20 protein-coding genes are annotated in these 20,826 nt (G+C 73.7%); 13 read left to right on the top strand and 7 right to left on the bottom strand.

The features are described 5' to 3' along the window. Nucleotides 1-86 precede the first annotated feature (86 nt). A complete protein-coding gene (locus tag OG764_RS05825) occupies nt 87-992 on the top strand; it encodes a polysaccharide deacetylase family protein (protein ID WP_328967312.1) in 906 nt (301 codons plus the stop codon). Between the two features lie 131 nt (nt 993-1,123). Here OG764_RS05825 and OG764_RS05820 read toward each other — a convergent pair whose 3' ends face one another. Beyond that, entirely contained in the window at nt 1,124-1,822 is a 699-nt protein-coding gene (locus OG764_RS05820) for a TetR/AcrR family transcriptional regulator (protein WP_328967311.1), read from the bottom strand. A gap of 123 nt (nt 1,823-1,945) precedes the next feature. Between OG764_RS05820 and OG764_RS05815 the strand changes: the two genes are divergently transcribed. Together OG764_RS05815 and OG764_RS05810 are read left to right on the top strand one after the other, a co-directional pair. Next, entirely contained in the window at nt 1,946-3,394 is a 1,449-nt protein-coding gene (locus OG764_RS05815) for an amidase (RefSeq protein WP_328967310.1), read from the top strand. A gap of 18 nt (nt 3,395-3,412) precedes the next feature. Continuing rightward, nucleotides 3,413-3,982, top strand: a complete 570-nt coding sequence (locus OG764_RS05810; RefSeq protein WP_328967309.1) for a maleylpyruvate isomerase N-terminal domain-containing protein — start codon at nt 3,413-3,415, stop codon at nt 3,980-3,982. A 60-nt stretch (nt 3,983-4,042) separates the two neighbouring features. Here the strand turns inward: OG764_RS05810 and OG764_RS05805 are convergent, their stop codons facing one another. Continuing rightward, nucleotides 4,043-4,708 (bottom strand): class F sortase, encoded by a 666-nt coding sequence (locus OG764_RS05805; protein ID WP_328967308.1) that lies wholly within the window; start codon nt 4,706-4,708, stop codon nt 4,043-4,045. A 345-nt stretch (nt 4,709-5,053) separates the two neighbouring features. Here OG764_RS05805 and OG764_RS05800 point away from each other — a divergent pair, with 345 nt between their 5' ends. Next, nucleotides 5,054-5,614, top strand: coding sequence for a hypothetical protein (locus OG764_RS05800; RefSeq protein WP_328967307.1), 561 nt, complete (start codon nt 5,054-5,056; stop codon nt 5,612-5,614). Between the two features lie 128 nt (nt 5,615-5,742). On the opposite strand, the gene OG764_RS05795 is transcribed toward OG764_RS05800, so the two are convergent. Both OG764_RS05795 and OG764_RS05790 read right to left on the bottom strand, forming a co-directional pair. Then, the gene (locus OG764_RS05795) at nt 5,743-6,270 is read right to left on the bottom strand and encodes a hypothetical protein (RefSeq protein ID WP_328967306.1); all 528 of its coding nucleotides are present in this window, start codon (nt 6,268-6,270) and stop codon (nt 5,743-5,745) included. Between the two features lie 259 nt (nt 6,271-6,529). Then, nucleotides 6,530-7,294 carry a bestrophin-like domain gene (locus tag OG764_RS05790; protein WP_328967305.1) on the bottom strand — a complete coding sequence of 255 codons (765 nt, stop codon included), beginning with the start codon at nt 7,292-7,294 and terminating at the stop codon, nt 6,530-6,532. 92 nt (nt 7,295-7,386) lie between these two features. On the opposite strand from OG764_RS05790, the gene OG764_RS05785 reads away from it, so the two are divergent. The 3 genes from OG764_RS05785 (at nt 7,387) to OG764_RS05775 (ending at nt 11,415) form a co-directional block, all read left to right on the top strand. Beyond that, complete coding sequence (locus tag OG764_RS05785; protein ID WP_328967304.1) at nt 7,387-7,797, top strand: hypothetical protein; 411 nt, start codon at nt 7,387-7,389, stop codon at nt 7,795-7,797. Nucleotides 7,798-8,398: 601 nt separating this feature from the next. Continuing rightward, complete coding sequence (locus OG764_RS05780; RefSeq protein WP_328967303.1) at nt 8,399-9,259, top strand: SAM-dependent methyltransferase; 861 nt, start codon at nt 8,399-8,401, stop codon at nt 9,257-9,259. Beyond that, on the top strand, nt 9,256-11,415 hold the full coding sequence (locus OG764_RS05775) for a putative bifunctional diguanylate cyclase/phosphodiesterase (RefSeq protein ID WP_328967302.1): 2,160 nt from the start codon (nt 9,256-9,258) through the stop codon (nt 11,413-11,415). The genes OG764_RS05780 and OG764_RS05775 overlap by 4 nt, the downstream gene beginning before the upstream one ends. Nucleotides 11,416-11,435: 20 nt before the next feature. Here OG764_RS05775 and OG764_RS05770 read toward each other — a convergent pair whose 3' ends face one another. Next, entirely contained in the window at nt 11,436-12,482 is a 1,047-nt protein-coding gene (locus OG764_RS05770; protein WP_328967301.1) for an FAD-dependent oxidoreductase, read from the bottom strand. A 129-nt stretch (nt 12,483-12,611) separates the two neighbouring features. On the opposite strand from OG764_RS05770, the gene OG764_RS05765 reads away from it, so the two are divergent. Next, entirely contained in the window at nt 12,612-13,283 is a 672-nt protein-coding gene (locus OG764_RS05765; protein ID WP_328967300.1) for a TetR/AcrR family transcriptional regulator, read from the top strand. 42 nt (nt 13,284-13,325) lie between these two features. On the opposite strand, the gene OG764_RS05760 is transcribed toward OG764_RS05765, so the two are convergent. Further along, nucleotides 13,326-14,237 (bottom strand): LysR family transcriptional regulator, encoded by a 912-nt coding sequence (locus OG764_RS05760; protein ID WP_328967299.1) that lies wholly within the window; start codon nt 14,235-14,237, stop codon nt 13,326-13,328. A 72-nt stretch (nt 14,238-14,309) separates the two neighbouring features. Between OG764_RS05760 and OG764_RS05755 the strand changes: the two genes are divergently transcribed. The 4 genes from OG764_RS05755 to OG764_RS05740 all read left to right on the top strand — a co-directional run bounded on the left by OG764_RS05755 (nt 14,310) and on the right by OG764_RS05740 (nt 18,662). Then, nucleotides 14,310-15,083: a succinate dehydrogenase gene (locus tag OG764_RS05755; protein WP_328967298.1), complete on the top strand. Its 774-nt coding sequence runs from the start codon at nt 14,310-14,312 to the stop codon at nt 15,081-15,083. A 2-nt stretch (nt 15,084-15,085) separates the two neighbouring features. Next, nucleotides 15,086-17,089 carry a fumarate reductase/succinate dehydrogenase flavoprotein subunit gene (locus tag OG764_RS05750; RefSeq protein WP_328967297.1) on the top strand — a complete coding sequence of 668 codons (2,004 nt, stop codon included), beginning with the start codon at nt 15,086-15,088 and terminating at the stop codon, nt 17,087-17,089. Further along, the gene (locus OG764_RS05745; protein ID WP_328967296.1) at nt 17,086-17,832 is read left to right on the top strand and encodes a succinate dehydrogenase/fumarate reductase iron-sulfur subunit; all 747 of its coding nucleotides are present in this window, start codon (nt 17,086-17,088) and stop codon (nt 17,830-17,832) included. Before OG764_RS05750 ends, OG764_RS05745 begins: the two co-directional genes overlap by 4 nt. A gap of 209 nt (nt 17,833-18,041) precedes the next feature. Further along, nucleotides 18,042-18,662: a hypothetical protein gene (locus OG764_RS05740; RefSeq protein ID WP_328967295.1), complete on the top strand. Its 621-nt coding sequence runs from the start codon at nt 18,042-18,044 to the stop codon at nt 18,660-18,662. A gap of 101 nt (nt 18,663-18,763) precedes the next feature. On the opposite strand, the gene OG764_RS05735 is transcribed toward OG764_RS05740, so the two are convergent. Continuing rightward, nucleotides 18,764-19,387 (bottom strand): TetR/AcrR family transcriptional regulator, encoded by a 624-nt coding sequence (locus tag OG764_RS05735; protein WP_328967294.1) that lies wholly within the window; start codon nt 19,385-19,387, stop codon nt 18,764-18,766. Between the two features lie 70 nt (nt 19,388-19,457). On the opposite strand from OG764_RS05735, the gene OG764_RS05730 reads away from it, so the two are divergent. Then, nucleotides 19,458-20,792: an SGNH/GDSL hydrolase family protein gene (locus tag OG764_RS05730; RefSeq protein WP_328967293.1), complete on the top strand. Its 1,335-nt coding sequence runs from the start codon at nt 19,458-19,460 to the stop codon at nt 20,790-20,792. Nucleotides 20,793-20,826: the final 34 nt, after the last annotated feature.

The raw sequence follows: 20,826 nt of genomic DNA, 5'->3' as shown, positions 1-20,826 counted from the left end.
GGGCGAGCTGGTCCCATCGGGTGCAATAACCCCCTTGACCAGTGTTGATAAGGGCTTCAGGCTGTCTGCCGTGCGAGCTATTGGTAATGAAATCTGAAGAGCTGACTCCGGGGCGTAGGGTGCTGCTGCGGCGCACCGCCGTATTCCTCGGAGCTGCCGTCGCCTCCGGAATTCTGACCGGGGGAGAGGCCGGCACCGGCCGGCACACTGCCGCCGCCCCCGCCGGGGCGGGCGGGCCACAGCCGCACGGTGCGGGGACCCCGGCCGCCCCGCCGCCCGCCGCGGGACCGCCGCAGGCCGGCCGACCGCAGCTCCCCTCCACGTACCGGCTCAGCCCCATGACCGACGAGCGGCCGCGCCGCCGCCCGCCCGCCACACCGCCGGTCCGCACCCGGCCGCTGCTCGACATGCCCGCCGACGGCCACAACATGGTGCTCACCTTCGACGACGGGCCCGACCCCCGCTACACCCCCGGCATCCTCGACACGCTGGCCCGGCACGACGTGCGGGCCGTGTTCTTCGTGTGCGGGGAGATGGCCACCGACAACCGCGACCTGCTGCGGCGGATGGTGGCCGAAGGGCACGTGATCGGCAACCACACGTGGAGCCACCCGCTGATCCCCAAGCTCGGCCGCCCTGCCCTGGCCCGGGAGATCGGCCAGACCAGCCGGCTCGTCGAACGGGTCACCGGCACCGCGCCCGTCTGGTTCCGGGCGCCCTACGGGGCGTGGAACCGTGCGGCGTTCGAGATCGGCGCCGAACTCGGCATGGAGCCGCTGGCCTGGACCGTGGACACCCTCGACTGGCAGGAGCCGGGCACCTCCACCATCGTCGGCCGGGTGCTGCGCGGCGCCGGGCCCGGCGTGGTCGTGCTCTCCCACGACGCCGGCGGCGACCGGGCGCAGAGCGTCGCCGCCCTGCGCACGTACCTGCCCCGCCTGCTCGACCGCGGCTACCGCATGACCCTGCCTCAGCTCCCGCCCCGGCTCTGACCCTCACTCCGGCTTCGACCCTCACCCCTGCCCTGACCTCCGCGCCTGCCCTGACCTCCGCGCCTGCCTTGACCTCCGCACCGGCCCTGACCTCCGCACCGGACCGGAGCGGTCCCCGGCGCCGGCCCTGATCAGTCCCGGTCCGGCCGTTCCCACAGTCGGATCAGGTGGCCGTGGAGGACGTCCTGCGCCTGCTGCGGGGTGAGGTGGCCGATCAGGACGTGCGCGGTGAGCCCGTCGGCAAGGGCGAGCAGGGTGCGCGCCGCACGCTCCGCCTCCACGCGGAGATCCGCATCGGCGTCCGTGTCCGGGTCCGGGTGCGTGCCCGCATCCGTGTGCGTGTCCGTGGCGGTGTCCGCAGGGGCGTCCGCTTCCCCGGGGCGGCCGGTGTCCGCGCGGGCCCGCGTGACGAGCCGGGTGAAAACCTCCTGCAGCGCCGCGTAGTTGGCCCGCAGCGGTACGGCGAGCGTGTCGCTGACGGCCGCCCGGGCGATGAAGGCGAGCCAGATCCGGGCCTCGGCGCGATGCTCCGCGTCGAGGAGCGAGACCTCCGCGGCCGCGTGCCCCAGGGCGGTGGCGGCCGACTGCGCCGGGCTCGCGGTCAGCCGCGCCCGCACCCGCTCGCCGATCCGCTCCCCGATGTGCCCGAGCGCGAAGACGAGCATCTCCTCCTTGGTGGCGAAGCACCGCTGGACGGCCCCCATCGACACTCCGGCGCGCGCGGCCACGTCGCGCAGGGTCACGCCCTCCACGCCGTGCTCGTCCGTGAGGCGGCAGACGGCCTCGGCGATGACGCGGCGCCGGCCCGCGTGGTCCACGTGCCTGGGCATGCCCGGTCGCCTCCCTGGGTGCGGCGCATCTTTTTCCGATGCGTTCGTATCGGTTCTCAGGGTACCGTTCCGATGCAAGCGCATCGAAACGATTCCCCGAAACGATTCCCGGAGGTACGGATCATGGACGAGGCCCTGTGGAGGCTGCCCGCCGTCGCCCAGGCGGCGGCGGTGCGCGGCGGGGAGGTGTCGGCCGCCGAGCTCGTCGACGCCCACCTGCTGAGGATCGCCGAGGTCAACCCACGGCTGAACGCGGTCACCCAACTGCTCGCCGAGCGGGCGCGGGAGGACGCGGCGCGCACCGACCGGCGGCGGGCTGCCGGCGAGGAGCTGGGCCCGCTCGCGGGCGTGCCGTTCACGGTGAAGGAGTCCACCGCCGTCGAGGGCGTGCCCACCACGTTCGGCAGCCCCCGCTTCCGGGACCTGGTGGCGCCCGCCGACGCCCTCCCGGTGGCCCGGCTGCGCGCGGCCGGGGCCGTCCCCGTCGGCCACACGAACATGCCGACGCTGATCCTGGCGGGGATGCACACGCGCAGCGAACTCTTCGGCGACACGGTCAACCCGTGGGATCCCGGCCGGACCCCGGGCGGCACCAGTGGCGGCGACGCGGTGGCCGTCGCCACCGGCATGGCGGCGCTCGGTCTCGGCAACGACTCCGGGGGATCGGTGCGCATCCCGGCCCAGTTCTGCGGAGTGGCGGCGCTGAAGCCGACGGCCGGCCGGTTCCCCGCGGACCAGCGCGTGCTGGGCCCCGACGACCCGGGCCCGGCCTCCCAACTGCTCGTCACCGACGGCCCGCTGGCCCGGCGGGTGGCCGACCTGCGGGCCGCGTACGAGGTGCTGGCCGGGACGGATCCCCGGGACCCGCGGGCGGTGCCGGTGCCGCTGTACGGCGCGCCGCTGCCCGGGCCGGTGCCGGTCGCGGTCGTGGCCGACCCCGGCGGTCTCGGTGTGCACCCCGCGGTCCGCGCGGCCGTCGAGGACGCGGCGGACGCGCTGCGCGACGCCGGATACGACGTGCGCGAGGTACCGGACGTACCGCGGCTCGCCGAGGCCCTCGACGTGTACCACCGGCTCGCCGTCACCGAGTTCGCGCCGTCCTGGCCGGTCGTGCGCACCCTGCTGGGCCCGGGCGGGGACCGCTACATCGCGATGATGATGGAGCGGACCCCGCCCGCCGCCGCGGACGAGCTGGTGCGCCTGATGGGTACCTGGATGGGCATCCGCCGGTCGTGGGCGGAGTTCCTCGACCGGTACCCGCTGGTGCTCGGCCCGGTCTTCACCGAGCCGCCGGTCGAGCCGGGGCTGGAATCGCGCGACGGGGCGGGCCACGAACGGGTCGGCACGGCCATGCGCCTGTGCTCCGTGACCAGCTTCGTCGGCGTGCCCGCCGTGGCGCTGCCGACCGGCACGGCGGGCGGGCTGCCCACCGGAGTCCAGATCGTGGGCCGGGCGTTCCGGGAAGACCTGTGCCTGACCGCCGCCCAGGCCGTCGAGGACCGGCTCGGTGTCCTCACCCCCGTCGACCCGCGGCCCGGAGGAGCCGGCGGGCCCCTCTCGTCGCAGCGCTAGCATCGCGGGATGCACCGCATGGACAGCCGAGACGTCGACCGGGCCGTGGCCGAGATGCTGCGGGTGCTCGGCCCGCACGACACCGAGGACTGGGCGGTGCCGGCGGGTCCGCTGGAGTGGAGCTGCCGGACGACGGCCGCCCACGTCGCGCACGACCTGCTGGCGTACGCCGGGCAGGTCGCGGGTCGGCCTGCCGACGCCTACCTGCCCTTCGACCTCGTGGTCCGCCCGGACGCCTCTCCACGAGAGGTGCTCCAGGTGGTCACCGCCTGCGCAGGGCTGCTCGGCAGTGCGCTGACCGCGGCCGGCCCGGAAGCGCGGGCCTGGCACTGGGGGCCGTGCGACCCGGCGGGGTTCGCGGCGATGGGCGTCGCCGAGGTCCTCCTGCACACCAGCGACATCACGCAGGGGCTGGGGGTGCCGTGGCTGCCCCCGGCGCCGCTCTGCGCGGCGGTGCTCCGCCGTCTGTTCCCCGACGCCCCGCCCGGCGACCCGGCGCAGGTCCTCCTCTGGTGCACCGGCAGGGGAGAGCTGGACGGCCGCCCCCGCCGCACCGCGTGGACGTGGCAGGCGGCGGTCTCCGACTGAGCGGCCTTCCCGGACGGGCCGAACGAGACGGAACGCGGACGCGGGGAATGGTTCGGCCCGCTAGCGGGTCTCCACCATGCGGGCGAAGACGACCACGTTGCCGTCGTAGCCGCGGGACTTGGAGTAGCCGCCGCCGCAGGTGATCACCCGGAGCTCGGGGTGGCCGGTGTCCCCGTACACCAGCGCGCCGGGGAAGTCGTTCTTGGAGAACACCTCGACCCCGTAGACCTCGAACACGGCGGTGCGTCCGTCGTACCGCGTCACCTCGATGTCGTCGCCCTTGCGCACCGAGCCGAGGCCGTAGAAGACCGCCGGGCCCTTCTCGTTGTCGACGTGGCCCACGATGACCGCCGAGCCGCGCTGCCCCGGGGAGATGCCGTTCAGGTACCAGCCGGCCAGGTTCGGGTCCTGCGGCGGCGGCGCGTCGATCCAGCCCTCCGCGTCGAGGCCGACCGTCATCGTCGGCGCGTCCACGTTGATGGAGGGGATGCGGATCCGCTCCACCGTGGCGTGCTCCAGCACCTGCATGCCGGCCGGCGGAGTGGGCGCGGCCGTGCCGAGCGCCTTCTGCTGGACGCGGACGCTGGCGGCCGCGGCCGGCTGCGGCGGCCCCGACTCCACATCGGCTCCGTTGCGGATCATGGCGAGGCCGGTGAGCATGACCAGAGCCAGCACCCCCCACGGGGAGCGCCGTCTGCGGTCCTGCTCGATCTCGTCCTCGGTCATGTCTCTCCCTTCCCGACGCGGGGTCCCGTCCCGCGTTCTCTTCCCCCCTTGCCTCCGCACGTTAGGTCTGCGCCGCCGGACCGGCGACCGGGGAGACGGCGAACGAGTGGTCCCACAGGGGGTCCGGACCAGGACGGGTGCAGCCATCCGAGTAAGAGTCATATAAAACGTCTGACGGTGTGTGACCTGCGGCTCCGTCAGATCCGCTCGGCGTGTCGCCTCAGCCGGGCGGCGCAAGCCCAACATGCGCGGAATCAAAGACTCCGTGAGTGTTCCAGTGGAAGGCGTTCTCGTCGATCAGCCGGTGGCCACAGCCCCGGGGCGCTTTCCTCTGGAGGTTCCACCATGCGTGTTGCACGTATTTCCCTGGCGGCCGCCGCGGCGGTCGCCGTCATTGGCCTGGCGTCGCCGTTCGCCGCGGCGGGGGGCGCGCCCGGGGGCGGCGACGGCCGGGACGGCCGGGACGGCCGCGGCGGCAACGGAGGCGGCATCGGCGGCGGCGACGGCAACGTGCCGCGGGACATCACCGTCAACCCTCTGAGTGTCCATCAGGGCGCCCTCATGGACGTCAGCGCCAGCGGCTGCCGCAACGGCGGCACCGTCTTCTCCCGAGGTCAGTTCGAGGAGACCACGCTCTCGGCGGGCCGCATCGGGTTCGCCACCGTCCGCATCTTCGACGACGCGACTCCCGGCCGGCACACCCTCAACGTCCGCTGCCACGGGAGCAGTGCCCTGGGCACCCACGAGTTCCGCGTCCTGCGCGGCCGAGGTGCCGAGGGTGGCCTCGGCGGTTCGTTCGGGCCGTCCGCCGCCGAGACCGCGATCGGTGCCGGGCTCGTGGGCGCTTCGGCCCTCGGCGCGGGCGTGCACGTGGTGCGTCGACGCTCTTCCCGCAGCCGCGCCTGACCGGGACCCGCCCCCTGGTCGAAGCGCAACCGCCCGGAGCCCCGAGTCCGTGTTCGGACTCGGGGCTCCGGGCGGTTGCGGGCCGTGAGCGGCAGGGCCGCCGCCCGGTGTGGCGGGGGTGGCGGTCGTCAGTGGCGTCGGGCCGCCGTCCGGCGGCGCACCGCGTACGTGGTCCCCGCGGCGGCGACGAGGAACAGCGCCGCGCCCGCGGCGATCTCGGCGGGTTCGGCCCCGGACACGCTGCCGCCCAGTCCGCCGCGCACCCCGCGGGAGGCAGCGGTGGAACTGGTCGTGGGGGTGCTCGCGGTGGCGATCGTCAGGTCCGCAGAACCGGTCTCCCCGTTGCAGGTGAAGGAGACCCCGTAGCGGGCGCCGCGGCGGGCGTCCCGGTCCACGGTGACCCGTACGGGCCGGCCCTGCGGGATGCTGACGGTGTCGAAGACGCCCGAGGAGGCGGTCGCGAAGGCGGCGGCGCAGCCGGTGACGGTGAGCGTCACCTGTCCGCCGGGCGCGACCGTGGACGGGGTGATGGCGAAGCCGAACGAGGTGATGGGCTGGGCGCCGGCCGCGGTGGCGGCGGGCGCGGCGAAGGCGAGCGCCGCGGCCGTGGCGCCCGCCGCGATCAGATGGCTGGAAGCGGTGCGTATCGCACGCATGTGAGTCCTCCGGTCCCCGAGGAGCAACGGCGGAAACCTGTTCCACGTGAGGGGTCGTGCACCTCGATGACCGCCACGCTAGGTGCGCGCAAGGTGACCCGCGATCAGGGTCAGGCGAACGGGGTAGCCGCGTGCTCCTTGTGGGGGAAGCCGGGGCGTTCCGGGGGTGCCCCGGGAGGTCGGGGGGCGTCCCCCGGAGGTCCGGGGGGACTGGGGGCGTCCTGCGGAGGTCCGGGGTCGGGCCGGACCTCCCGGCGGGTCAGCCGCGCAGGTGCGGGAACTGGTGCAGGAAGGGTTCGGCGGTGGCGGAGATGCCCCGGCCGAAGGGCGCGTCGAAGTCCCAGATGAGGAACAGCAGGAAGGCGATCAGCGCGCTGAACAGGCCCGCGAGCAGCATTTCCCGGAACGAGCGGCGGATCTGCAGGGTGAAGATCAGACCGATCGTCACCGCCGCCCCGACGACGAGCCCGAACCAGACCACCCCGGGCATGGTCGCGCTCGCCCCGGAGGCGCGGGCGCTGCGCGCGTCGTCGACGGCGGCGACGTGGTCCACCAGCGGCTGGTAGGCCTGCCCCTCCTGATCGGTCTTCGGCTCGTAGTCCGTCACGTCACGCCGGATCCGCTCCAGCAGCCGCGCGCCCTCGTCGGTCACCTCGCCGCGGTCCGCCATCGCCTTCCACTCGGTGTCGACGACGTACGCGGCGTACGCGTTCACGTCGGTGCGGATCCTGGCCCGCACGGGCACCGGATAGACCTCCGCGCGGACGCTCACCTCGTGCAGGGCCTGGGCCTCCTGGCGCACGTACTCCTGGGCGGCGCCGCGGGCCTCCCACACGCCGGCGATCGCCAGGCCCAGCACGATCGCGTAGATCACGCCGATCATCATCGTCATGTACTCGATGACGTCGGGGGTTTCGGAGGGATCGTCGTCGTCGCCGATCCGCCGGTGGTTGAGGAAGGCGATGGAGAGCACCACGGCGCACGCCGCGGCCATCGCGAGGGACAGGACGAGCCATTCCGACAAGGTCTTCTCCGGGTGACGAGGTGCGGTCGGGTCGGCGGCCGGCGCGTCAGCGGGGCCGCAGCGCGGCGATGGCGAGCACCGCGGGAGCCGTGGTGAGCAGGGTGAAGGTCACCGGCGAGATGTGGTGCTCGGGCAGCTTCCGGGCCGGGGCGCGGTACGCGGGCCTGGGGACCGGGGTGCGCGAGGGTGCCGGGGTGGGCCGCACGGTGGGGGTGGGCCGCGGTGGCGGCGGCTTCGGCGCGGGCACGGCGCGGACCACGGGCGGCGGGGTCGGCCGTGCGGGGACCGGGCGCGGCACGACGGGCGGTTCGGTGACCGGCCGGGGGCGGGGCGGTGGCGTCCGGGTCGGCGCGGGCGTCGGCTTCGCCGTGGGCTTGGGGGTCGGTTTCGGGGTCGGGGTCGGCTTGGGCGTGGGCGTCGGGGTGGGTTCCGGCGTCGGAGTCGGCTTCGGGGTGGGCGTGGGCGTCGGCTTCGGGGGACAGGGGCAGTGGCACCGGCAGTGACCGTGCCGCGGGCACGGGTGGTGGCAGCCGCGACCGTGGCAGCGGCCCTTCCCGTGCCCTCTCCCGTGCCCCTTGCCGTGTCCCTTCCCGTGCCCGTCGCCGCGGTCCTCGCCGCGCCACTCGTCACTGTGACGGTCGCCACGGTCCGGTAATCCGGCGCCGCCCGCGACGGCGTACGCCGTCACCGAACCGCCCGCCGAATCGACCGTCGCGCAGGCGCAGCTATCAGCCAAGGCAGGGGTGGCGGCGAGGGCGGCCCACAGCAGGACCGAGACCGCCGCAAGCCTTCGGGCTCTGGGTCTGTTCACCCGGGGAGCATGGGCGGGCGGCCCCCGGAGCACGCGGCAGCACCTGAGGATTCGCCTGATCGGGCGGAGTTTCGACCAGAGAGGTTTAAGCCAAAGACGGTGGCTACCCGGTCAGGTGTCGTTAAAACCCAAAAGGGATTTGTCGGCTTCGATCAATGGGGTGCAGCGGACGGGCACGTGCCTTTGGTGTGTGACGAAGAACGGATCGCCAATTTCCGCTTTGGCTCGCCCGGTTGGGCAATGATCAGTAGATTCGGCTCGGACAGCCGTCGGACTACGTCTTGGAGACCGTGATGGAGCGCCCGGACTGGGCACCGCCAGGCATCGACATATCGGTGCCCAGCGTGTCCCGTATCTACGATTACTACTTGGGCGGCTCCCACAATTTCGAGGTCGACAGGCAGACCGCCCGCCGGGCCATGGAATTCCTCCCGGGGCTGCCCAAGATCATGCAGGCCAACCGCGCGTTCATGCGCCGGGCCGTGCGCCACGCGGTGTCCGAGGGCATCACCCAGTTCCTCGACATCGGCTCCGGCATCCCCACCTTCGGCAACGTCCACGAGGTCGCCCAGGCCGCCACCCCCGAGGCCCGCGTCGTGTACGTGGACCACGACCCGGTGGCCGTCGCGCACAGCCGCGCCGTCCTGGCCGACGACGACCGCAGCGACATCGTCGCCGCCGACCTGCGCAAGCCGGCCGAGATCCTGCACAGCCCGTACACCACCTCCCTCCTCGACTTCGACCGGCCGGTGGCCCTGATGCTGGTCGCGGTGCTGCACTTCCTGGAGGACCACGACCAGCCCTACGAGGCGGTCGCCGAGCTGCGCGACGCCCTCGCGCCCGGCAGCATGCTGATCCTCACCCACGCCTCGTACGAGGGCATTCCGCTCCCCAGAGAGGTCGCCGGCGGCGCCGTCACCGTCTACCGGGACGCCCGCAACCCCCTGGTGATGCGCAGCCGCGAGGAAGTGACCGGCTTCTTCGACGGGTTCGAGATCCTCGACCCCGGCATCGTGCCGATGCCGCGCTGGCGCCCGGAGCCCGACCCGGCCCTCGAGGTGTCCGGCAGCGGAGCCGGCATCCCCGAAGGCCCCGACGAGGACGAGGAGCCGTTCACCTTCGCGGGCTTCGCCGGCGTGGGACGCAAGGCGTGAGAATCCCCGTACAGCCGGGGGAGCCGACCGTCCTCGCCGACAGCCCGGAAGACCGGATCTCCCGCTTCGCGAGGATCTGGAGCCGGGCCATCTTCCCCGTCACCGCCACCTCCCTCACCCGTGTGGAATTCGAGGGACACCTCCTCCCCTTGGCCCGCACCCTCTCCCACGCCCTGCACGCACAGCCCTTCGACCCGGCACCCGCCCAGCAGGTCGGCGCCGACCTGGTCGCCGCGCACTGCACCGACCCCGACGCGCTGTCCGGGACCCTCGGGGTCGTCGAGTCGTACCTCGTCCTCTACTGCGGCCCCGACAGCCGCGAGGACGCCGAGGAGTACCGGGCCCGCTGCGCCCGCCTCCAGCACGCCCTGGCCGCGGGCTACGCCCGTGCCCTGCGGGAACGCACCCTCAGCGAGCAGGAGGCCATCGCCCGCTCCGCGTTCAGCGCCAGGACCGACGCCCAGCAGGCCCTGCACGCGAGCGAGGCCCGCTTCCGCGCCGTCTTCGAGGGCGCGGCCGTAGGCATCGGCATCGCCGACCTCGACGGCAACGTCCTCGAGGTCAACGAGGCCCTGACCCGCATGTTCGGCGGCATGGACGGCCACGTCCGCGGCCGCAACGTCTGCGACTGGGGCCACCCCGAGGACGCGCCGCACGTGTGGCGCATGTACGGCGAGCTGGTACGCGGCGAGCGCGAGTCCTACCACGTGGAGAAGCCCTACTACCGGCACGACGGAACCGTGCTGTGGACCAACCTGACGGTCTCGCTGCTCCGCGACGCCGACGGCAAGCCCCAGTACCAGCTGGCCCTCATGGAGGACACCACCGAGCGCCGGCTGCTCACCCTGCGGCTGCGCTACGAGGCCACCCACGACGCGCTGACCGGACTCCCCAACCGGACACTGTTCTTCGAACGCCTGGAGAAGGCGCTCGCGGGCAAGGACACCCACTTCGGCCTCTGCTACCTGGACCTCGACGGTTTCAAGGCCGTCAACGACAGCCTCGGCCACGCGGCGGGAGACCGGCTGCTGGTGGAAGTGGCGGACCGGCTGCAGAGCTGCGCGACCGGCCCGGGCGAGATGGTCGCCCGGCTCGGTGGCGACGAGTTCGTGGCCCTCACCACCTCCGCATCCGGACCGGAGGACGTGACCGACCTCGCGATGCGGATCCTCACCACCCTCTCGGCGCCGGTCCGCCTGGAGGGCCGCGAGCTGACGGTCCGCGGCAGCATCGGCATCGTGGAGGGCCCGGCCGGGGAACGCGGCCCGGCGGAGGTCCTGCGCAGCGCCGACATCACCATGTACCGGGCCAAGGGCGCCGGCGGCAACCGCTTCGAACTCGCCGACGCCGAGGCCGACGCCCGCGCCATCACCCGGCACGGACTCACCAACGCGCTCCCCGCCGCTCTGGAGCGCGGCGAGTTCTTCATCGAGTACCAGCCGCTGGTCCACCTCCACGACGGCACCGTGCACGGCGCCGAGGCCCTGGTCCGCTGGTCGCACCCGCAGCACGGCGTCCTCGGCCCCGACCGCTTCATCCCGCTCGCCGAACGCACCGGCCTGATCGTGCCCCTCGGCCGATGGGTGCTCGAAGAATCGGTCCGTCAGGCCCGTACCTGGCAGCGGGAGCACGGCGGCTCGCTGCGGATCAACGTCAACCTCTCGCCGACCCAGCTCCACCACCCGGGCCTGGTCGCCGACACGGTGGCCGTCCTGGAGGAATCCGGCCTCGCGCCCGGCGCCCTGTGCCTGGAGGTCACCGAATCGGCCCTGATAGGCGCCGACGACCAACTGCTGGAACCCCTGCGGCGGCTGGCCGCACTCGGTGTGGACATCGCCCTCGACGACTTCGGCACCGGCTACTCCAACCTCGCCAACCTGCGCCGGCTCCCCGTCAGCGTGCTGAAGCTGGACCGCTCCTTCACGCAGAGCATGCAACAGCTGCCCGCGGACCCGGTGGACGTGAAGATCGTGGAGGGCATCGTCGCGCTGGCCCACAGCCTCGAACTCGCGGTCACCGTCGAGGGAGTGGAGACCGGCGCCCAGGCGGCGCAGCTCCGTGCGCTCGGCTGCGACACCGCGCAGGGCTGGTACTACGCCCGGCCCGGGGCCCCGGACCGGATCCACACCCTTTCCCTGGCGGACGCCGTGCCGTGAGGGCGACCCCCGGCCGCCGGTCAGTCGAGGCCGGCCTCGATTCCCCGCCCGGGTGTGCGGACCGCCTCGACCACGCGCTCCATGCGGGCGGTGGTGTCGGCCAGCACGTGGGCGGCGACCGGGAGGCGTTCCGCCTCGTAGCCGTCGAGGTCCGCCGCCCCGCCCAGCGCCCGCCCCAGTGCGGCGGCGTCCTCGATCCCGGTGTTCATTCCGAAGCCGCCGGCTATCGGATGGACGTGCGCCGCGTCCCCGGCCAGAAAGGCGCGGCCCTCGCGCATCCGGTCCGCCCTGCGGACATTGACCCGCCAGGTGGAAAGCCAGGTGGGATCGGCCGGCCGGACGCCCGGCATCCGGGCGTGCCGGTCGAACAGGCGTCGGAAGCCCTCCGCCGACGGGGGCAGCGCGCCGCCCTCGGCGTCCCTCTCGGGTGAGGCCTGGAGCTGGAACGTGTCGGTGCCCGGCATCGGACACAGCAGCATGGCGCCGCCGTCCGAGGTGAACCACTGGTGCCAGTAGTCGCGGCTCAGGCCCGGGGCCCGGACATCGCCCACCACCATCGCCTGCTCGCTGTCGCCGTGCCCCTGGAAGGCGATCCCCAGCAGCTTGCGCACCGCGCTGCGCCCGCCGTCGCAGCCGGCGAGGTAGCCGGCCCGGACCGAGCGACCGTCGGCCAGCTCCGCGCGAACCGCATCGGCGTCCTGGGTCACGCCGGTGACCCGGGCGCCGAATTCGACGTGCACTCCGAGCCCGGCCAGCCGGTCGCGCAGCACGTCCTCGATCTGCCACTGGCCGATCAGGCACAGCCCCTCGACGGCCGTGTCGCCGGCGTGGACGCCGTCGAAGTACTTGCGGAGGACGAGGCTCGACCGCCCGAGGGCGGTGATCCGGTCCGCGATGCCGAACCGCTCGAACACCTTCAGGCCGCCCGGTCGCAGGGTCTTGCCGCGGGATTCGCGGTGCGGCTCCTCCCGCCGGTCCACGATCCGGACGGCGGCGCCGCGCAGGGCGAGGTCACAGGCGAGCGTCAGGCCGGTCGGTCCTGCGCCCACGATCAGTACATCGGTCATCGTCGGTCCCCCCGAGGTCCCGTCCGCGGCCGTCCGCCGCGGCGATGACTCCAGTGAAGCGCCTTCCCGCCAGAAATGCAACCTGGTTAAAAAAATAACTCGGTCAGTTTTCCGTGCTAGGCTCCCGCCATGGAGAACAACGACACCCCCGGCCTCCGGGAGACGAAGAAGCTGCGCACCCGTCACCACCTGGCGGCCACCGCGCTGGAGCTGTTCCTGGAGCGCGGCTTCGACGCCGTCTCGGTGGCCGACGTGGCGGCCGCCGCGGAGGTCTCCAAGCCGACGCTGTTCCGGTACTTCCCGAGCAAGGAGGACCTGGTCCTGGACCGGTTCGCCGACCATCAGGACGAGGCCGCCCGCATCGTGCGGGACCGCCCGGCCGGACAGGGGCCGGTGGCCGCGCTGCACGCCCACTTCACGCTCGCGCTCGCCGATCGCGACCCGATCACGGGGCTGTCCGACATCCCGGACATCGTCGCCTTCATGCGGCTGCTGTACTCCACGGACAGCCTCAGCAGTCGCATCTCCCACTACGCCGAACGTGAGGTCGACCTGCTCGCGGCCGTCCTGGAAGGCGAGGGGGTGCCCTCGCTCACCGCGCGGCTGTCCGCGCAGCACCTGGTGGCTGTTCGCCATGAGCTGGGGCGGGTCAACTGGCAGCGGCTGGCGGCGGGGTTGACGGCCGGTGAGGCGTATGCGGACGCCGTCGCCGATGCGGATGGCGCCTTTGGGGCGCTGGGGGGTGGGCTGGACGCGGTGCTGCCTGTGCGGGGGGCGGGTGGGGCGGTGGCGGCGTCCTGACGGAAGGGGGTCGACCTGGGGCTCCGCCCCAGACCCCGCGCCTCAAACGCCGGCGGGGCTGGTTCTTGGCCGAGGTTGGTTGAGGAGTACGCGCATCAGTTCGCGGGCTGCGCGGGTGGGGGCCACGTCGGTTCGGTGGGCCAGGGCGATGGTGCGGCGTAGGGGGGAGTCGGCCAGGGGGGTGGTTCGCAGGGTGGGGTGGGAGCGGTCGGCCACCATGGCCGGGACCACCGCGATGCCCAGGCCCGCCCGGACGAAGCCGAGCACCGCGTCCATCTCGCCGCCCTCCACCACGAAGGAGGGCTCGAAGCCCGCCGCCCGGCAGGCCGTCACCGTCAGCTCCCGCAGGTCGTAGCCGTGCCGGAACATCACCAGCGGCTCGTCGCGCAGCGCCGCGACCGGAAGCGGCCCGCCGCCGCCCGGCGCCGGCCGGTCCGGCGAGGACACCACGACCAGGTCCTCCGTCAACAGCTCCACCGTGGTCAGGGCGGGCGCCGAAGGGGGCAGCGGCAGTGCGATCAGCGCCAGGTCCAGCGCGCCGCGCGCGAGTTCCCGTACCAGGTCCAGGGACCCGTTCTCCTCGACCAGCAGCTGGATCCCCGGGTGGGCGGAGTGGAAGGCCAGCAGTACCTCGGGCAGCAGGCCCGTGATCACGCTCGGGGTCGCCCCCAGCCGCACCCGGCCGCGGCGCAGCTGCGCCAGTTCCTGGACCTCCAGGCGTGCGGTGTCCGCGTCGGCCAGGATCCGCCTGGCCAGCGGCAGCAGGGCCTCGCCCGCGTCCGTCAGCGCGATGTTGCCCCGCGCCCGGCTGAACAGCGCCGCGCCCAGCTCCCGTTCCAGGGCCTTGATCTGCTGGGAGAGGGAGGGCTGCGCGACGTGCACCCGCTCGGCGGCCCGGGTGAAGTGCCGGGTCTCGGCGACGGCCACGAAATACACCAGCTGCTGGAATTGCATAGGCCCAGACTATGAAGATGAGCCACATCATGTCTTGGACCTTTCAGGTCCTTGTTCCCTAGCGTCGACGTCATGGCTCTGGCATCGCGGACGGGCCCACAGCCGTCCACCACCCCGCGTTCCCCGCGCACCCCCCGAAGCTCGCGCACCCCGGCAGGCCCACGCCCGCGCCGCACCCCGGCCGGCGGGTTCTGGGGCTCGACCCTCGGCAAGAAGGCCGTCATGGCGGTGTCCGGGCTGATCATGCTCGGCTACCTGCTGGTCCACATGCTCGGCAACCTCAAGATCTTCTTCGGGCCGGACGAATTCAACGCCTACGGCCGCTGGCTGCGGCACATGGGCGAACCGTTCCTCCACAGCCACTGGGGCCTGTGGGCCGCCCGCGTGGTGCTCCTCGCGGCCGTCGCCGCGCACGCCGTCTCCGCCTACCAGCTCAGCCGCCGCGACCTCAGGGCCCGCCCGGTCGGATACGCCCACCGACGGCGCCGGGCGAGCTACGCCACCCGCACCATGCGCTGGGGCGGGGTGATCCTCGGCCTGTTCATCGTCTGGCACCTCCTCGACCTGACCACCCTGACCGTCAACGAACACGCCCAGGAGGGGCACCCGTACGAGAACGTCGTCGCCACCTTCTCCACCTGGTACGGCAACGCCGTCTACCTCACGGCGATGCTCGCGCTCGGCCTGCACATCCGGCACGGCTTCTGGAGCGCCGCCCAGACCCTCGGCGCCGGCAGCGCCCGCCGCGACCGCGCGCTGAAGGCCGTGGCGAACCTCCTCGCCCTCGTCATCACCGCGGGCTTCGTCTCCGTACCCGTCGCCGTCATGACCGGACTGGTGAACTGACCATGAGCACCCACCCCGACTACGCGCACTACCGCACCGGCGACCCGATCGCCGACACCAGCGCCCCCGACGGCCCGATCGCCGAGCGCTGGGACCGGCGCCGGTTCGATGCCAAGCTCGTCAACCCGGCCAATCGGAGGGCACGTACCGTCATCGTCGTCGGCACCGGGCTCGCGGGCGGCTCCGCCGGCGCCACCCTCGCCGAACAGGGCTACCGCGTCGTCCAGTTCTGCTACTCAGACTCCCCGCGCCGGGCCCATTCCATCGCCGCGCAGGGCGGCATCAACGCCGCCAAGAACTACCGCAACGACGGCGACTCGGTGCACCGGCTCTTCTACGACACCGTCAAGGGCGGCGACTTCCGCGCCCGGGAGTCCAACGTCCACCGCCTCGCCCAGGTCTCGGTCGAGATCATCGACCAGTGCGTGGCCCAGGGCGTCCCCTTCGCCCGCGAGTACGGCGGCCTCCTCGACACCCGGTCCTTCGGCGGCGTCCAGGTCTCCCGTACGTTCTACGCCCGCGGCCAGACCGGCCAGCAGCTGCTGCTCGGCGCGTACCAGGCGCTGTCCCGGCAGATCGCGGCCGGGAACGTGGAGATGCACGCCCGCACCGAGATGCTCGACCTGATCGTGTCCGGCGGGCGGGCCCGCGGGATCGTGGCCCGGGACCTGGTCACCGGCGAGATATCCAGCCACTTCGCCGACGCGGTCGTCCTCGCCACCGGCGGCTACGGCAACGTCTTCTACCTGTCCACCAACGCCATGAACTCCAACGCGACCGCCGTCTGGCGGGCGCACCGGCGCGGCGCGTACTTCGCCAACCCCTGCTTCACCCAGATCCACCCCACCTGCATCCCGCGCACCGGCGACCACCAGTCGAAGCTGACCCTGATGAGCGAGTCCCTGCGCAACGACGGCCGGATCTGGGTCCCCCGCGCCAAGGGCGACACCCGCCCCGCGCACGAGATCCCCGAGCCGGAACGCGACTACTACCTGGAGCGCATCTACCCCGCCTTCGGCAACCTCGTGCCCCGTGACATCGCCTCCCGCGCCGCCAAGAACGTCTGCGACGAGGGCCGCGGCGTCGGCCCCGGCGGCCAGGGCGTGTACCTCGACTTCGCCGACGCCATCCGGCGGCTGGGCCGCGAGAAGGTGGCCGAGAAGTACGGCAACCTCTTCGATATGTACGAGCGGATCACCGCGGAGGACCCGTACGAGGTCCCCATGCGGATCTATCCCGCCGTGCACTACACGATGGGCGGCCTGTGGGTGGACTACGACCTCCAGACCACCGTGCCGGGCCTGTTCGCGATCGGCGAGGCCAACTTCTCCGACCACGGGGCCAACCGGCTCGGCGCCTCCGCGCTCATGCAGGGGCTGGCCGACGGCTACTTCGTGCTGCCGGCCACCCTCAACGACTACCTGGCCCGGACCACCCCCGGCACGGCCGCCGCCGCGGGTGGGGGCGAGGGCGAGGACACGGGCGGGGAGCCGATGGGCCCGGACCATCCGGACGCGGTGGCCGCGGTACGCGAGACCCGGGAGCGGATCGACCGGCTGCTCGCCGTGGACGGCGACCGCACCGCCGACTCCTTCCACCGCGAGATCGGCGAACTCATGTGGGAGCACTGCGGAATGGCCCGCACCGCGGAGGGGCTGCGCACGGCGCTCGCCCGCATCCCCGCGATCCGCGAGGAATTCTGGCGGCGCGTCAAGGTCCCCGGCCGCGGCACGGAGTTCAACCAGTCGCTGGAGAAGGCCAACCGCGTCGTCGACTACCTGGAGCTGGCCGAGCTGATGTGCCTCGACGCGCTGCACCGGGAGGAGTCCTGCGGCGGCCACTTCCGCGAGGAGTCCCAGACCTCCGACGGCGAGGCCGCCCGCCGCGACGACGCCTTCTCCTACGCGGCGGCCTGGGAGTTCACCGGCCCGGGCGCCGCCCCCGTCCTGCACCGCGAAGACCTCGCCTTCGAGTACGTCCACCCCACCCAGCGGAGCTACGCATGAAGCTCAACCTGCGCGTCTGGCGCCAGCAGAACCCCGGTACCCCCGGCGCGATGGTCACGTACGAGGTCGGGGGCGTCTCCCGCGACATGTCGTTCCTGGAGATGCTCGACACCCTCAACGAGGACCTCATCCTGCGCGGCGAGGAGCCGGTGGCCTTCGATCACGACTGCCGCGAGGGCATCTGCGGGGCGTGCAGCCTCGTGATCAACGGCGACGCCCACGGTCCCGAACGCACCACCGCCTGCCAGCTGCACATGCGGTCCTTCGACGACGGCGACACCATCGACGTCGAGCCGTGGCGGGCCGCGGCCTTCCCGGTGATCAAGGACCTGGTCGTGGACCGGGGGGCCTTCGACCGGATCATCCAGGCCGGCGGCTACATCACCGTGCCCACCGGATCCGCGCCCGAGGCGCACGCCACCGCGGTCCCCAAGGCGGACGCCGACCACGCCTTCGAGCACGCCGAGTGCATCGGGTGCGGCGCGTGCGTGGCAGCCTGCCCCAACGGCTCGGCGATGCTCTTCACCGCCGCCAAGGTCAACCACCTGGGGGTGCTGCCGCAGGGCTCGCCCGAGCGGGAGACGCGGGTGCTGGACATGGTCGCGCAGATGGACGCCGAGGGCTTCGGCGGCTGCACCCTGACCGGCGAATGCGCCACCGCCTGCCCCAAGGGCATCCCGCTGCCCTCCATCGCCGCCATGAACAAGGAATGGCTGCGGGCGAACCGCAAGGTGCGGCGCTGAGCGCGGTCCGGTGCCGGTCCCGGCCCGCTCCGGTCCCGCCCGGGGCCAGCCCCGCTCAGCCCGTCCCGCCCGGTCCGGCCCGGCTCAGCCCGTCCCGCCCCGGCGGGTGGCCGTGCCCGCTGCGGCGGTGGTGCGCCGATCGGCTGACGGTCCGGTGGCCGGCCGTGCCGCGGCCCGGCCGGGTCCGGGCCATGGCGGACAGTGGCCCCATGGCAGAAGGAGTACGGCGCAGAAGCGTGCTGGCCGCCCTCGCCCCGCTGGCGGCCGGTTGCTCGGCCGGGGCCGAGACGCCGGCGGGGCCCGCGCCCGGCCCGCAGGCCGCCGGGGACGCCCTGGTCATGGTGATCCGCCACGCGGAGCGGCCGTACGCGGGGGACAGCGGGGAGGACGACGACGGTGAGCCGGACCCCGGTTCACTCTCGGGCCGCGGCCACCGCCGTGCGGAGGCGCTGCCGCTGCTCTTCGGGCCGACCCGGGGCGCCCGGCTGCCCCGGCCGGCCGCACTGTTCGCGACGGGCGGCGCGGTGGCCCGGTCCCGGCAGACCGTGGCCGCGCTGGCCCTGCACGCGGCCACCCCGGCCCGTACGACGTACGCACTGGGGCAGGAAGAGGCGCTCGCGAAGGCCGCGCTGGCGGCCACGATGCCCGTGCTGATCTGCTGGGAGCACACCGGCATCCCGCGGCTGGTACGGGCTCTGGGCGCGGACGGCGTGCTCGGCGTCCCGGCGGGCTGGCCGGACCGGTACGACCTGTTGTGGGCCTTCACCCGCCGGTCCGGCCGCTGGGAGTTCAGCGAGCTGCCGCAGCACCTGCTCCCGGGCGACGCGTAGCCGGTTGCGGTCCGGCGGCTCCGGCTGCTCCGGCGGCTTCGACGGTCGTGGCGGGTCCGGCCGCTCCGACGGCTTCCGCGGCTCCGGGCCGTCGGCCCACCTCACCCGGATGCCAGCACCGCGGCGAGCATGCGCCGGGTGACCGAGGTCAGTTCGGTGAGGTCCGGCGCCGGGCGGGAGCGGGCCATCGCCCCGGCCAGGCGGTCGTACAGGAGGCCGTCGGCCCAGGCCGCCATGAGTTCCGCGGCCTCCCGGGGGCGTTCCGCGCCGAGCGCGCCGAGGAGCACGGCCGCCCGGTCCCGCGCTCCGAGCCCGGCCCGGTGGAGGTCGGCTTCCAGATCCGGGTTGCGCGCGGCCTCCAGGCTGAGTTCGAACCGTACGAGCTGCCGCTCGCGTCCCGTGGTGAGCCAGCGGTACAGCAGCCCCGCCAACGCGCCCGCCACCGCCTCCCGGGCCGCGGCCGCGTCCCCGGGCGCGAGGGTCGGCCCCCCGCCGGCCGGGAGGGGGCCGGTGTCGGTCTCGATGTCGGCCAGGTCCAGCACGGCGAGCCGTGCGTAGCAGGCTCCGATGAGGGCCGTACGGGTGCGGAAGTAGTACGAGGTGCTGCCGGCGGGCAGGTTCGCGGCGGCGTCGACGGCACGGTGGGTCAGCCCCCGCAGCCCGGCGGCGGCCACCAGCGAGATCGCGGTGTCGGCGATGAGGGTGCGGCGGTCAGGGGTGGACATACGGTCACTCTACGGCTGTAGAGATGGCGGAGGGGTGCGCGCGGGCCTTTCGCCGGGGCAGGCTTGGGGCATGACTGCGTCCTCGTTCGCGCTCGCCCTTCCGCTGGCTGCGGTCCTCCTGGCGGCCACCGCGTGCACCCCGGCGCCGGCGCACTCCGCCGGCCCGCACCCCGCCGGCCCGCACCCCGCCGGCCCGCACGCGGCCGGCCCGCACGCGGCCTCCGCGCAGGCCGCCGGTCCCTGGCGGAGCGCCTGGTCGGCCTCGCTGCAAGCGCCCGCCCACACCACCTGGTTCGAGAACTGGTCCGAGGGCGGCTTCGACCGCCACACGCTGCGCCAGGTGGTACGGGCCGGCGCCGAAGGGCAGGCGCTGCGCGTCCGGCTGTCCAACGCGTACGGCGCCAGGCCGCTGCGGATCGCCGGCGCGGCCGTCGCGCGCAGCGCCGGCGGCGCCGCGGTGGCGGAGGATTCGGTGCGCACCGTGCGGTTCGGCGGGGCGGCCGGCTTCACCGTGCACGCGGGCAGGCAACTGCTGAGCGACCCGGTGGCGCTGCCCGTCAAGGCCGGCGAACAGCTCGCCGTCACGCTCTGGTTCGCGGCGCCGACGGGCCCGGCGACCTTCCACAACCTCGCGCTGACCACCTCCTACCGGGCGGCCGGGAACCACGTAGGCGATCCGGCGGCCACCGCGTTCACGCAGACCAGCCGCTCCTGGTACTACGTCGCCGGCGTCGACGTGCAGGAGCGGGCCGGGGGCGCCGGACGACCCCGGACGGTCGTCGCGTTCGGGGACTCGCTCACGGACGGACTCGGCGCGACCTTCGGCGCCGACCGCCGCTACCCCGACCGGCTGGCGGGCCGGCTCGCCGCGGCCGGCCGGCCGCTCGCCGTGCTGAACGAGGGCATCAGCGGCAACAAGGTGCTGAACGACTCGGTCTGTTACGGCGAGCGCGGGACCGCCCGCTTCCGGCGCGACGTGCTCGGCCATCCGGACGTCCGGACCGTCATCGTCCTGGAGGGCACCAACGACATCATCCAGGCCGAGCGGCAGCCCGCCCGCTGTACGACGCCCAGCCCCAAGGTGGGCGCGGCCGAGATCATCGCCGGGCACCGCGAGTTCGTCCGGCAGGCCCGTGCGCGCGGCGTACGGATCCTCGGCGCCACCATCCCGCCCTACCGGGGGTACCCGGACTGGACCCCGCGCGGCGAGGGCGTGCGGAACGCGGTCAACGACTGGATCCGCACCGGTGGCGCGTACGACGGTGTCGTGGACTTCGACCGCGCGCTCGCCGACCCGGCCGACCCCGGGGTGCTCCGCGAGGAGTTCCGCTCCGGCGACCGTCTCCACCTCAACGACGCCGGGAACGCAGCCATGGCCGCCGCCGTCGACCTCAACGCCCTCTAGTGCTGTGACCGGCACGGTCGCCCCGGGGGTGTCC

It is taken from the genome of Streptomyces sp. NBC_00239 (assembly GCF_036194065.1).
Taxonomy (GTDB): domain Bacteria; phylum Actinomycetota; class Actinomycetes; order Streptomycetales; family Streptomycetaceae; genus Streptomyces.
This window is presented reverse-complemented; position numbering and strand designations above follow the sequence as displayed.